The organism is Luteimonas composti (assembly GCF_042678665.1).
GTDB classification, from domain to species: Bacteria; Pseudomonadota; Gammaproteobacteria; order Xanthomonadales; family Xanthomonadaceae; genus Luteimonas; species Luteimonas composti.
This window is the reverse complement of record NZ_JBHTKU010000003.1, coordinates 381,799-393,911: the sequence shown is the minus strand read 5'-3', so window position 1 is coordinate 393,911 and position 12,113 is coordinate 381,799. Positions and strand designations below refer to the sequence as shown.

Annotated in this window: 11 protein-coding genes; 8 read left to right on the top strand and 3 right to left on the bottom strand. The window is 71.9% G+C overall.

The annotated features are described in order from the left end of the window. Positions 1-7 precede the first annotated feature (7 nt). Positions 8-1,846, bottom strand: coding sequence for a glycoside hydrolase family 13 protein (locus ACFQ2D_RS10570; protein ID WP_280941378.1), 1,839 nt, complete (start codon positions 1,844-1,846; stop codon positions 8-10). A 221-nt stretch (positions 1,847-2,067) separates the two neighbouring features. Here ACFQ2D_RS10570 and ACFQ2D_RS10565 point away from each other — a divergent pair, with 221 nt between their 5' ends. Continuing rightward, on the top strand, positions 2,068-3,432 hold the full coding sequence (locus tag ACFQ2D_RS10565; protein WP_280941379.1) for a glutamate--cysteine ligase: 1,365 nt from the start codon (positions 2,068-2,070) through the stop codon (positions 3,430-3,432). Between the two features lie 37 nt (positions 3,433-3,469). Here ACFQ2D_RS10565 and ACFQ2D_RS10560 read toward each other — a convergent pair whose 3' ends face one another. Then, positions 3,470-4,153, bottom strand: coding sequence for a hypothetical protein (locus ACFQ2D_RS10560; RefSeq protein ID WP_280941380.1), 684 nt, complete (start codon positions 4,151-4,153; stop codon positions 3,470-3,472). Positions 4,154-4,270: 117 nt separating this feature from the next. Between ACFQ2D_RS10560 and ppc the strand changes: the two genes are divergently transcribed. The 3 genes from ppc (at position 4,271) to ACFQ2D_RS10545 (ending at position 7,984) form a co-directional block, all read left to right on the top strand. Then, the gene (gene ppc, locus ACFQ2D_RS10555; RefSeq protein ID WP_280941381.1) at positions 4,271-6,988 is read left to right on the top strand and encodes a phosphoenolpyruvate carboxylase; all 2,718 of its coding nucleotides are present in this window, start codon (positions 4,271-4,273) and stop codon (positions 6,986-6,988) included. A gap of 82 nt (positions 6,989-7,070) precedes the next feature. Then, on the top strand, positions 7,071-7,703 hold the full coding sequence (locus tag ACFQ2D_RS10550; RefSeq protein WP_280941382.1) for a glutathione S-transferase family protein: 633 nt from the start codon (positions 7,071-7,073) through the stop codon (positions 7,701-7,703). Between the two features lie 5 nt (positions 7,704-7,708). Then, positions 7,709-7,984, top strand: a complete 276-nt coding sequence (locus ACFQ2D_RS10545) for a DUF4326 domain-containing protein (RefSeq protein WP_280941383.1) — start codon at positions 7,709-7,711, stop codon at positions 7,982-7,984. Between the two features lie 39 nt (positions 7,985-8,023). Here the strand turns inward: ACFQ2D_RS10545 and ACFQ2D_RS10540 are convergent, their stop codons facing one another. Beyond that, the gene (locus ACFQ2D_RS10540) at positions 8,024-8,914 is read right to left on the bottom strand and encodes an alpha/beta hydrolase (RefSeq protein WP_280941384.1); all 891 of its coding nucleotides are present in this window, start codon (positions 8,912-8,914) and stop codon (positions 8,024-8,026) included. Between the two features lie 107 nt (positions 8,915-9,021). Here ACFQ2D_RS10540 and ACFQ2D_RS10535 point away from each other — a divergent pair, with 107 nt between their 5' ends. From ACFQ2D_RS10535 to fghA, 4 genes are read left to right on the top strand one after another with little or no spacing between them, the layout of a single operon-like run. Then, the gene (locus tag ACFQ2D_RS10535; protein ID WP_280941385.1) at positions 9,022-9,297 is read left to right on the top strand and encodes a metal/formaldehyde-sensitive transcriptional repressor; all 276 of its coding nucleotides are present in this window, start codon (positions 9,022-9,024) and stop codon (positions 9,295-9,297) included. A 54-nt stretch (positions 9,298-9,351) separates the two neighbouring features. After that, positions 9,352-10,461: an S-(hydroxymethyl)glutathione dehydrogenase/class III alcohol dehydrogenase gene (locus ACFQ2D_RS10530; RefSeq protein ID WP_280941386.1), complete on the top strand. Its 1,110-nt coding sequence runs from the start codon at positions 9,352-9,354 to the stop codon at positions 10,459-10,461. A 4-nt stretch (positions 10,462-10,465) separates the two neighbouring features. Further along, entirely contained in the window at positions 10,466-11,158 is a 693-nt protein-coding gene (locus ACFQ2D_RS10525; protein WP_280941387.1) for a nucleoside-diphosphate sugar epimerase, read from the top strand. Between the two features lie 41 nt (positions 11,159-11,199). Further along, complete coding sequence (gene fghA / locus ACFQ2D_RS10520; RefSeq protein WP_280941388.1) at positions 11,200-12,030, top strand: S-formylglutathione hydrolase; 831 nt, start codon at positions 11,200-11,202, stop codon at positions 12,028-12,030. Positions 12,031-12,113: the final 83 nt, after the last annotated feature.

Here is a 12,113-nt window from a genome sequence, read left to right as displayed (position 1 = left end):
GCTGCCTTCAGTCCAGTTCGAGGACCAGTGGCGCCCGCGCCGGCAGCAGCAGCGATTCGCCGAGCGGCAGGCGGGCGCCGGTGAGCACGTCGGTCGCCTCGCGCGCGTGTCCGATCGAGTCGGCGAAGCGCGCCAGCGGCAGCGGCGTCGCCGAGTCGTTGCGGTTGAGCGCGACCATCACCCGCTGCGCGCCGTCGTCGCGGAAGTACACGTACACGCCGCCTTCGGGGACGTAGTGCACCAGCCGGCCGCCGTGCACCGCCGTGGCCTCCCTGCGCCAGTTGAACAGGCGGCGCACGAAGGCCTGCGCCTCGCGCTGGCGCGCGTCCAGTCCCGCGCCGGTGAACGCGCTGGCCGCATCGCCCGCCCAGCCGCCGGGCATGTCCGCGCGCAGTTCGCCGTCGCGGCGCTCGGACGGGCCGCGCAGCAGCACTTCGGAACCGTAGTAGAACTGCGGAATGCCGCGCATCGTCGCGATGTAGGCCATGCCCAGCTTCCACAACCCGAGGTCGCCGTCGACGTGGGCCAGCAGGCGGGTGGTGTCGTGGTTCTCGGCGAACATCACCAGCGCCTGCGGATCGGGATAGAGGAAGTCGTTGGCCAGCGCCTCGTACAGCGGCGTCCAGCCGCTCTCCCAGGTGTCGGGCCGCAGCAGTGCGTCGCGCAGGGCGATGTGCAGCGGGAAGTCCATCATGCTGGTCATGTGCGGCACGTGGCCGCTGGCGTTGGCCTTGCCGCGCTGCCAGTGGGCGACGATCGCCGGGTTCGGGCTCCACTCTTCGCCGACCATGGCGAAGTCGGGATATTCGTCCATCACCGCCTTCGCCCAGGCCGACAGGAAGCCCGCGTCGGCGTAGCCGAAGGTGTCCTCGCGGATGCCGGCCAGGCCCGCGGACTCGATCCACCACAGCGTGTTCTGGATCAGGTAGCGCGCCAGCTGCGGCTGGCGCTGGTTGAGGTCGGGCATGGTCTCGACGAACCAGCCGTCGGTGAAGCCGATGCGGTCGCCCGGCGCCGCGTACGGATCCTGGATGGTGGTGCGGCGGTGGTTGGTGGGGCTGAAGCGGCCGGCGTTGTTGATCCAGTCGCGGCTGGGCAGGTCGCGCATCCACCAGTGCTCCGAGCCGATGTGGTTGAGCACCACGTCCATCACCAGGCCGATGCCGTGCGCGCGCGCCTCGCGGGACAGGGCGCGGTAGTCGTCGTTGCTGCCCATGCGCGGGTCGACGCGGTACAGGTCGGTGATCGCGTAGCCGTGGTAGGAGTAGCCGGGCTGGTCGTTCTCCAGGACCGGCGTGGGCCAGAGCCGGGTGAAGCCGAGCGAGGCGATGTAGCCCAGCTGCGCGCGCATGCCGGCCAGGTCGCCGCCATGGCGGCCGTCGGGATTGGCGCGGTCGGCCGCCTCGCGCAGTCCGGCCACGCTGTCGTTGCCGGGATCGCCGTTGGCGAAGCGGTCGGGGGTGACCAAGTAGATCGCATCGCGCGCGTCGAAGCCGCGCGGCGGCGCCGGTTCGCGCGCGTCGACGCGCCAGGGATGGCGCGCGGCGACCGCGTCGCCGTCGAGCAGTTCGATCTCCAGCGCGCCGGGCGTGGCGTCGTCGTCGATCTCCACGGTCACGAACAGGTAGTTCGGGCTGTCCAGCGCCTGCACGCCGGTGACGCGTACGCCGGGATGCGCGATGCGCGCCTGCAGCGCGGCGATGTCCTGGCCATGCAGCATCAGTTCCACCTGGCGGTGGCGCATGCCGACCCACCAGTTCTCCGGCTCCACCCGCTCGACCGTGGCCGCGTGCAATGGCGGCAGGCAGGACAACAGCAGGCACAGCAGCAAGGCCGAACGCGTCATGGAGGGTCCCCCGTTGTTTCGAATCCGCCCGAGGCTAACGGCGGCAGCGCCGCAGCGACAGCGCGCGGGGCGATGAATTCGTATGCATGGGCCGGGCATCGGCGCCGCCGGTGCCGCGCCTGCGTTCCAGTGCCGGAATGCCGTGCCTGCCCGCGCCGTTCCATAATGCGTGCCGCGAGCGCCGGCCACCGGGCCTCGCGCCCTCCACCAGAGCGATGCGCATGTCGAGCCCCAGCCACGCCGGCGACACCCCGGTCACCCACCGCGACCAGCTGGCCGCGGTCCTCGCGTCGGGCGAGAAGCCGCGGGGTGACTGGCGCATCGGCACCGAGCACGAGAAGTTCGGTTTCCGCCTCGACGACCTGCGCCCGCCCACCTTCGAGGGCGAACGCGGGATCGAGGCCCTGCTCAAGGGGCTGACGCGTTTCGGCTGGGAGGCGGTCGGGGAGCACGGCCGGGTCATCGCCCTGTACAAGGACGGCGCCTCGGTCACGCTCGAGCCGGCCGGCCAGCTGGAGCTGTCGGGCGCGCCGCTGGAGGACATCCACCAGACCTGCCGGGAAGTCGGCAGCCACCTGCGCGAGGTCAAGGCCGTCGCTGACGAGCTGCGGCTGGGCTTCCTCGGCATGGGCTTCCAGCCCAAGTGGTCGCGCGCAGACATGCCGTGGATGCCGAAGGGCCGCTACCGGATCATGCGCGACTACATGCCCAGGGTCGGCTCGCTCGGCCTGGACATGATGACCCGCACCTGCACCGTCCAGGTCAACCTCGACTACGCGGACGAGGCGGACATGGTGAAGAAGTTCCGCGTCTCGCTGGCGCTGCAGCCGGTCGCGACCGCGCTGTTCGCCGATTCGCCGTTCACCGAAGGGCGGCCCAACGGCTACCTGAGCTACCGCTCGCACATCTGGACCGATACCGATCCGGGCCGCACCGGCATGCTCGACTTCGTGTTCGAGGACGGCTTCGGTTACGAACGCTACGTCGACTACCTGCTCGACGTGCCGATGTACTTCTCCTACCGCGATGGCGAGTACATCGACGCCTCGGGAAAGTCGTTCCGCGATTTCATGGCCGGGCGCCTCGACGTGCTGCCCGGGGCGCTGCCCACGCTGCGCGACTGGAACGACCACATGACCACCGCGTTCCCGGAAGTGCGGCTGAAGAAGTACCTGGAGATGCGCGGCGCCGACGGCGGCCCCTGGAACCGGCTGTGCGCGCTGCCCGCCTTCTGGGTGGGCCTGCTGTACGACGATGCCGCGCTCGACGCCGCCTGGGACCTGGTGCGCGACTTCAGTCGCGAAGAGCGCCATGCGCTGCGCGACGGCGTGCCGAAGCACGCACTGGCGCTGCCGTTCCGCGGCGGAAGCGTGCAGGACCTGGCGCGCGAGGCGCTGCGCATCTCCGCCGCCGGACTGGCGCGTCGCGCCCGCCGCAATGCGTCGGGCGAGGACGAGCGCGATTTCCTGTCGCCGCTGATGGAAACGGTCGAGGCCGGGCAGACCCCGGCCGAACACAAGCTCGCGCTCTACCATGGCGAGTGGCAGGGCGAGATCGACCGCGTGTTCCGCGAGTTCGCCTACTGAGCGCGCCGCGGCTTGCGGGCCGCGGCGCCGGTGCGGCTCAGGGCAGCAGGTGGTTGGCGACCACGGTGCCGCCGTCGGTGGAGACCGACAGGTAGCCGCTGTTGCGCACGTCGTTGGCCGCCAGGCGCCCGTCCAGGTCCAGGCGCAGGGTATGGGTGTCGCTGAACGCGCCCGGCGGCATCAGCCGCACGCTGGTCCAGGCGTAGCTGCCGTAGACGCCGTCGAGCGCGGGCCTCTGCGCCTCGATGACCGCCGGCAGGGCGGCGACGTCCACCTGCGACAGCGGCAGTACGTAGTCGTCGAGGCGGAACGAGGCGGCGTCGCCGCTCACCGACAGCTCGATGTCGTACGGGTCCGAGAAGCGGCCGGTGGCCAGGTCGAGCCGCTGGCCCCGCAGCTTCCGCGGATCGGCCGGGTTCTGGTAGTCCACCGTGCACAGCTGGAGTTCGCCCGTGTCGGCGCTGAAGGTCGAGTTGATTTCCGAAACCGGGGTGTCGGCGCCGATCTGTTCGGCCGCGGCGCGGAAGCAGACGTCGTGGGCGTCGGCGAAACGCGGCACGGAGGCCGGAGCCGCGCTGCCGGCGGTGGCCGGGGGCGCGGAGGACACGCCATCGGCGGGCGCTGCGGCGTCGTCCGATTTGCCGCCACAGGCGGCGAGGACGACCGCAAGCGCGGTGGACGGCAGGGCGAGGCGGGACAACGCGGGGGTGGAAGACCTCATATCCATATGCTCCTTGTCGAGGGCGGGTGAAAAGCGCGGCGCACTATAGGCGGTCGCGTCGGTTGCCGTGGCAACAGTTGCTGCACCGCCGCACGCAATCCGTGTAGTGTTTTGCGAATGAACATCCCAGACGGCCCGCTGCGCGAACAGCTCGATTTCGCCGAAACCGACACCCTGCTGCGCGACGACGTGCGGCGGCTCGGAGCGCTGGTGGGCGAGGTGCTGGCCGAGCAGGGCGCGCCGGGCCTGCTGGACGAGGTCGAAGGCATCCGCCGCGCCGCGATCGCGCGCCGCGAGCAGGGCCTGCCGGTCGATGCGCTGGCCGAGGAAATGGCGCGGGTGCCGCTGTCCGATGCCGAGGCGGTGGTGCGCGCCTTCTCCACCTACTTCGGCGCGATCAACCTGGCCGAACGCGTGCACCGCATCCGCCGTCGCCGCGACTACGAGCGCATCAGCGAACTGCCGCAGCCCGGCGGCTTCGAGGCGGTGCTGCGCGACCTGCGCGAGGACGGGGTGACCTTCGAGGAGCTCGAGGCGACCCTGCCGCGGCTCTGGGTCGAGCCGGTGTTCACCGCCCATCCCACCGAGGCGGTGCGGCGCGTGCTGCTGGAGAAGGAGCGCGACATCGTCGAGCGCCTGGTCGAGGACATCGACCGCACGCGCACGCCGGTCGAGCGCCGCGCCGACATCGAGCGCATCCGCGTCGCGCTCACGGCCGGCTGGCAGACCAGCGACACGCCCACGCACAAGCCCACCGTGGCCGACGAGGTCGAGCACGTCGGCTACTACCTGTCGCACATGCTCTACCGGATCGTGCCGGTCTATTACGAGGCGTTCGCCGATGCGATCGAGGCGGTGTACGGCCGCCGCATCCGCCTGCCGCAGGTGCTGCGCTTCGGCACCTGGGTGGGCGGCGACATGGACGGCAACCCGAACGTCAACGCCGGGACCGTGCGTGGTGCGCTGGACGCACAGCGGGCGCAGGCGATCGACCGCTACCGCGCCGACCTGCGCGCGCTGAGCAACCTGCTCACGCAGTCGCTGGGGCGGGTCGGGGTCGACGAGGCGGTGATCGCCCGGGCCGACGAATACATCGCGCTGCTGCCGCAGGCGGCCGAACGGCTGCGGCCCCGCCTTGCGGACATGCCGTACCGGCGCCTGATCGACCTGGTCAAGGCGCGGCTCGCGCTGACCGCCGAATCGGACGAACGCGGCTACGCGGGCGCACGCGAGTTCATCGCCGACCTCGAACTGATCGACGCCAGCCTGCAGCGCAACCGCGGCGAGCACGCCGGCCGCTTCGCCCTGCAGCGCGTGCTGTGGCGCGCGCGCACCTTCGGCTTCCACCTGGCCGCGCTCGACCTGCGCCAGGACTCGGCGGTGCACGACGCCGCGCTCGCCAGCCTGCTCGGCGACCCGGACTGGGCTGCGCGCGAGGCTTCCGATCGCACCGCGCGCCTGCAGGCGCTGCTGGCCGATCCGCCGGCCCCGCCCACCGGCGCCGACGACCCGCTCGCCTCGACGCTGGAGGTCTTCCGCACCGTGCTCGCGCTGCGCCGCACGCACGGGGTCGAGGCGATCGGCCTGTACATCATCAGCATGAGCCGAAGCGCGGCCGATGCGCTGGCGGTGCTGGCGCTGGCGCGCGTGGCCGGCTGCGTCGAGGGAGAGGCGGTGCCGCTGGACGTCTCGCCGCTGTTCGAAACCGTCGACGACCTGCAGGCCGCGCCCGCAGTGATGCAGTCGCTGTTCGAGGACCCGGCGTACCGCGACCACCTGGCCGCGCGCGGCAACGAGCAGACGGTGATGCTGGGCTATTCGGACAGCGCCAAGGACGGGGGGCTGTTCGCCTCGCGCTGGGCGCTGCAGCGCACCCAGGTCGAGCTGACCGAACTGGCCAACCGCCACGGCGTGCGGATCATGTTCTTCCATGGCCGCGGCGGTTCGGTCAGCCGCGGCGGCGGCAAGACCGAACGCGCGATCATCGCCGCGCCGCGCGGTTCGGTGAACGGCTCGATGCGGGTCACCGAGCAGGGCGAGGTGATCCACCGCAAGTACGGCATCCGCGCGCTGGCCCTGCGCAACCTCGAGCAGACCACCGGCGCGGTGCTGCGCGCGACGCTGCGGCCACGGCCGCGCGACCCGCGCGAGGAGAGCTGGAAGGAGATCGCGCGCAGCCTGGCCGAAACCTCGCGCGCGCACTACCGCGCGCTGGTGCACGAGCACCCCGACTTCCCCGACTACTTCCGCGCCGCGACGCCGGTGGACGTGATCGAGCGGCTGCAGATCGGGTCGCGCCCCTCGCGCCGCCGCGACGGCGGCATCGACAACCTGCGCGCCATCCCCTGGGTGTTCGCCTGGTCGCAGAACCGCTCCGGCCTGACCGGCTGGTACGGCATCGGCCATGCGCTGTGCCGCGGGATGCAGCGATACGGCCAGGAGGCGATGACCGAGATGGCGCGCGACTGGCCGTTCTTAGCCGCCGTGCTCGACGACGTGGAAATGCTGCTGGCCAAGTCCGACCTCGCCATCTTCGAGCGCTACTCGCGCCTGGCCGGGCCGCTGCACGAGGTGTTCCACCCCAGCATCGCCGAGGAGTTCCTGCGCACCTGCGACGCGATCCTGCTGCTCAAGCAGCGCGACCGCATCCTCGCCGACGACTACCGCCTGCGCCTGTCGATCCGGCTGCGCAATCCCTACGTGGATCCGCTCAGCCTGCTGCAGGTGGAGCTGCTGCAGCGCTGGCGCGCGGGCGGGCGCGAGGACGAGGACCTGCTGCGCGCGCTGGTGTCCACCGTCAACGGCATCTCGGCTGGCATCCAGAACACCGGCTGAGGCCGGCCGCCCGGCGCGCCGGGCACGCGCTCGGCCGAGGTCGACGCGGTATCGTCTGCACCTCTTCCGACGGGGCAGGGCCATGGCCGAAGCAGAACTCGTTTTCCACACCAACCCGATGTCGCGTGGGCGCATCGTGCGCTGGATGCTCGAGGAGGTGGGGGTTCCCTACCGCAGCGTCGTCCACGCGTACGGCGAGGACATGAAGTCACCCGCGTACCTGGCGATCAATCCCATGGGCAAGGTGCCCGCGATCGAGCATCGCGGCGTGGTCGTGACCGAGGCCGCCGCGATCTGCGCCTACCTCGCCGACGCCTTCCCGCAGGCCGGGCTGGCCCCGGCGCTGGACAACCCGTTGCGCGGCACCTACCTGCGCTGGATGTTCTTCGCCGCCGGCCCGGTGGAGGCGGCGGTGACCGCGCGCAGCCTCGACCGCCTGCCGCCGCCGGAGAAGGCGGGCTTCGTCGGCTACGGCAGCTACGAGCAGACGATGGACGTGCTGGAACAGGCGGCCGCCTCGGCTTCGCCCTGGCTGCTGGGCGAGCGCTTCAGCGCGGCCGACGTCTACGTCGGCAGCCAGGTCGACTTCGGCCTGGCGTTCAAGTCGATCCCCGACCGCGCCGCCTTCGCCGCCTGGGCCGCGCGCCTGCGCGAGAGGGAAGGCTATCGCCGCGCCAAGGCCGCCGACGATGCACTGATGCCGCCGCCGGGCTGAGGGCGATGCCCTCGCGCATCCAGCTCAGCCGCCGGCGCGGCTGGCGCCTGCCGGACAATGCGGTGAGCGTCGCGCGCCCGACCCGCTGGGGCAACCCCTTCCGGATCGGCGTCGACGGCGACGCCGCCGCCTGCGTGGCGCGCTTCCGTGCCTGGATGCAGGCGGATCCGGCGCGCGTGGCCGCGGCCCGTGCGGCACTGCGCGGCCGCGACCTGGCCTGCTGGTGCGCACCGCACGCCCCCTGCCACGCCGACGTCCTGCTGGAGCTGGCCAACCCCTGATCCGCAGCCGGCCGCCTCGCGCCGCGCGGCCGCGTGCCATCAGCGAGCCGGTCGTGGCGCGGCGCCGTCGCGGCCCTCGTCGAACAGCCACAGCATCGCGCGCCGGTACGCCTCGCCGATGCTGGCGGCGTGGGTGCCGTCGGGCAGCACGCTCAGCTGCACCTGCCAGGGCGCGTCCCGGCGCGCGGCCCAGGTCGAGGCCCACTCCTTCGCATGCGCCACGCGCCCGGCGGTGTCGCGCGCGCCGCTGGCCACGACCACGCCCAGGTCGCCGCGACGATGCGGCGCCGGGCTGCGGTACAGCTGCTCGCGCGCCGGCGCCGCGGCCGGGTTGCTGGCGATGCGGCCCCAGAACAGGTCGGGATCCTGCAGCGCCGACCACAGCACGAAATAGCCGCCGCGCGATTGCCCGACCAGCACCCGCCGCGAGGGATCGGCCCGGTAGCGGCCTTCGACCTCCGGCAGCAGCTGCCCGCGGAGGAAACGGTGGAACGCCTCGGCCCCGCCCTGGTCCGCTGCGGTGTCGGCGCCGGCGGCGGTGAAATCGAGGTTGCGCCGGTTGATGGCCGGATCGAAGCCGCCGTAGGCGATGCCGACCACGATCGCCTCGGGCAGGGCTTCGTCGTAGGTCAGGAACAGGTGGGTGGACGCGAGCAGCGGAAACAGGCTGTCGCCATCGAGCAGGTACACCACCGGCCAGCGGCGCCCGGGCTCGGCCTCGTAGCCCTCGGGCAGGCGCACGTAGACGTGGTGGGTGCGGCCGCTGGCCGCGTCCACGAGGGGGAAGTAGCCCCCGCGCAGCGCGGCGAGATGGTCGAGCGGCGTCATCGCGCGGTCGCCCGGCGGCGTGCGGCCGGGCGCGTCCTGCGCCTGGGCGAAGGGCAGCCAGGACAACAGGACGAGCGCAAGCAATCGGGCGGACAGGGACATGGCGCGAGTCTAGTGGGGCGTGGTCCGGAGTGGCCCTGCCGTTCGGCAGGGGGCCGGGTCGGGCACGGCTGCTGTATACTGCCCCCCACTATCTGTCCGTCCGCCCCATGCCGCATTCGCCCGAGGAAAAGAGGAAGGTCCTCGCCCGCATCCGCCGCATCCGCGGCCAGTGCGAGGGCCTGGAGCGCGCGCTGGAAGGCGGCGCGGACTGCGGTCCGGTGCTGCAGCAGATCGCCGCGATCCGCGGCGCGGTCAACGGCCTGATGAGCGAGGTGCTCGAATCGCACCTGCGCGAACAGTTCGGCCATGCCGCGCACGACGACGCCGAGCGCGCCGCGCGCGTCGCCGAGATGACCGGGCTGATTCGTTCGTACCTGAAATAACGCATCCAGCGCGGCCGCGGCCGCGTTCCACTACGCATCGCAGGAGCCACACCCATGAAAACCCGTGCCGCCGTCGCCTTCGAACCGGGCAAGCCGCTGCAGATCGTCGAGCTCGACCTGGAAGGCCCGAGGAAGGGCGAGGTGCTGGTCAAGATCACCCATACCGCGCTGTGCCACACCGACGCCTTCACCCTCTCGGGCGAGGATCCCGAAGGCGTATTCCCGGCGGTGCTGGGCCACGAGGGCGCGGGCGTGGTGGTCGAAGTGGGCGAGGGCGTGACGTCCGTGAAGCCGGGCGACCACGTGATCCCGCTCTACACCGCCGAGTGCGGCGAGTGCCTGTTCTGCAAGAGCGGCAAGACCAATCTGTGCGTGGCCGTGCGCGCCACCCAGGGCAAGGGCGTGATGCCCGACGGCACCACCCGTTTCTCCTACAACGGCCAGCCGGTCTACCACTACATGGGCTGCTCGACCTTCTCCGAGTACACCGTGGTCGCCGAGGTCTCGCTGGCGAAGGTGAACCCCGAGGCCAATCCCGAGCACACCTGCCTGCTGGGCTGCGGCGTGACTACGGGTATTGGAGCCGTGCACAACACCGCCAAGGTGCAGGAAGGCGACAGTGTCGCCGTGTTCGGCCTGGGTGCGATCGGCCTGGCGGTGATCCAGGGCGCGAAGCAGGCCAAGGCGGGGCGCATCATCGCCATCGACACCAACCCGGCCAAGTTCGAACTCGCGCTGCAGATGGGCGCGACCGAATGCGTCAACCCGAAGGACCACGACAGGCCGATCCAGCAGGTGATCGTGGAGATGACCGGCTGGGGCGTGGACCACAGCTTCGAGTGCATCGGCAACGTCGAGGTGATGCGCGCGGCGCTGGAATGCGCGCACCGCGGCTGGGGCCAGAGCGTGATCATCGGCGTGGCCGGCGCGGGCAAGCAGATCAGCACCCGGCCGTTCCAGCTGGTCACCGGCCGCAAGTGGATGGGCACCGCCTTCGGCGGGGTCAAGGGCCGCAGCCAGCTGCCGGGCATGGTCGAGGACGCGATGAAAGGCGAGATCCAGCTGGCGCCGTTCGTCACCCACACCCTGCCGCTGGAGCGCATCAACGAGGCCTTCGACCTGATGCACGAAGGCAAGTCGATCCGCGCCGTCATCCATTACTGACGTCGTGCACGCGCGCGACGCCGGCGACCACGCGCACGCGGCCCAGGGCCGGGTCGTGCTGGTGGCCGGTGCCAGCGGCCTGGTCGGTCGCGCGCTGCTGGCGCGCCTGTGCGCCGACCCCGGCGTGGCCCGCGCGCATGCGCTGGTGCGGGGGCCGCTGGATGTCGCGTTGCCGAAGCTCGAGCCGCATGTCGTCGATTTCGCGGCCCTGCCTGCGCTGCCGCGCTGCGACGAGGCGTATCTGGCGCTCGGGACCACGATTGCGGTGGCCGGCAGCCGCGACGCCTTCCGCGCGGTCGACTTCGACGCCAACCTCGCCGTTGCGCGTGCCGCTGTCGCCGCCGGCGCGCGCCGCGTCGGCCTGGTCAGCGCGATGGGCGCGGATGCGCGCTCGCGCGTGTTCTACAGCCGCATCAAGGGCGAGCTGGAGGACGCGCTGTCGGCGCTGCCCCTGGACGCGCTGGTGATCGCGCGACCGTCGCTGCTGCTTGGCGACCGCGCATCGCTGGGGCAGCCGCCGCGCCGCGGCGAGCACCTTGCCAGCCTCGTCGACCGCTGGCTGCGCCCGCTGCTGCCGGCGCGGCTGCGCGGCATTGCCGCGCACGACGTGGCCGCCGCGCTGGCGACGGCCGTGCCGCGCGCCAGCGGGCGCGTGGTGCTGGATTCGGCCCGCATGCAGGGTGCCGCTGCGGCCTGAGCCGCGCGGCCTCACTTCTTCACCAGGAATCAGGAGGAACCATGGAACGCATCGAACACCGCGCCTGCTTCGGCGGCTGGCAGGACGTCTACCGCCACCGCTCCGAGGTCCTCGGCTGCGACATGACCGTCGGCGTGTACTTCCCGCCGCAGGCGGCCGAAAGCCCCTGCCCGGTGCTGTACTGGCTCTCCGGCCTGACCTGCACCGAGCAGAACTTCATCACCAAGGCCGGCGCGCAGCGCTACGCGGCCGAGCACGGGATCATCCTGGTCGCGCCCGACACCAGTCCGCGCGGCGAGGGCGTGGCCGATGCGGACGGCTACGACCTCGGCAAGGGGGCCGGCTTCTACCTCAACGCCACGCGCGAGCCCTGGGCGAAGCATTACCGCATGTACGACTACATCGTCGAGGAGCTGCCGGCCTGGGTGGAGGCCGATCCGGCCGCCAGCGACGCGCGCGCGATCAGCGGCCATTCGATGGGCGGGCACGGCGCGCTGGCCATCGCGCTGAAGAACCCGGGCCGCTACCGCAGCGTCTCGGCCTTCTCGCCGATCGTCGCGCCCTCGCAGGTGCCCTGGGGCCAGAAGGCCTTCGCCGCCTACCTCGGCGAGGACCGCGAGGCGTGGACGCAGTACGACACGGTCGAACTGGTGAAGGCGGCGCGGGAAAAGCTGCCGCTGCTGGTCGACCAGGGCGACGCCGATGAATTCCTCGACAGCCAGCTGCGCCCGCAGCTGCTGCAGGCCGCCTGCGAAGCGGCAGGGCATCCGCTGACCCTGCGCCTGCAGCCGGGCTACGACCACAGCTACTACTTCATCGCCAGCTTCATCGGCGAGCACATCGCCCACCATGCGCGGGCGCTGAAGGGGTAGGCGTCCCGCGGACCTCTCCCCGGGCCCGCTCAAGCGCGCCCGCCGCCGGCCGTTACCGACGACGTGCACCTCGGGGAGGGGAT

Excerpts from the sequence above, each read along its gene's own strand:
- ACFQ2D_RS10540 (WP_280941384.1), bottom strand. The coding sequence starts at position 8,914 with ATGTCCCTGTCCGCCCGATTGCTTGCGCTCGTCCTGTTGTCCTGGCTG.
- ACFQ2D_RS10550 (WP_280941382.1), top strand. The coding sequence starts at position 7,071 with ATGGCCGAAGCAGAACTCGTTTTCCACACCAACCCGATGTCGCGTGGG.
- ACFQ2D_RS10535 (WP_280941385.1), top strand. The coding sequence starts at position 9,022 with ATGCCGCATTCGCCCGAGGAAAAGAGGAAGGTCCTCGCCCGCATCCGC.
- ACFQ2D_RS10545 (WP_280941383.1), top strand. The coding sequence starts at position 7,709 with ATGCCCTCGCGCATCCAGCTCAGCCGCCGGCGCGGCTGGCGCCTGCCG.
- ACFQ2D_RS10570 (WP_280941378.1), bottom strand. The coding sequence starts at position 1,846 with ATGACGCGTTCGGCCTTGCTGCTGTGCCTGCTGTTGTCCTGCCTGCCG.
- fghA (WP_280941388.1), top strand. The coding sequence starts at position 11,200 with ATGGAACGCATCGAACACCGCGCCTGCTTCGGCGGCTGGCAGGACGTC.
- ACFQ2D_RS10560 (WP_280941380.1), bottom strand. The coding sequence starts at position 4,153 with ATGAGGTCTTCCACCCCCGCGTTGTCCCGCCTCGCCCTGCCGTCCACC.
- ACFQ2D_RS10530 (WP_280941386.1), top strand. The coding sequence starts at position 9,352 with ATGAAAACCCGTGCCGCCGTCGCCTTCGAACCGGGCAAGCCGCTGCAG.
- ppc (WP_280941381.1), top strand. The coding sequence starts at position 4,271 with ATGAACATCCCAGACGGCCCGCTGCGCGAACAGCTCGATTTCGCCGAA.
- ACFQ2D_RS10565 (WP_280941379.1), top strand. The coding sequence starts at position 2,068 with ATGTCGAGCCCCAGCCACGCCGGCGACACCCCGGTCACCCACCGCGAC.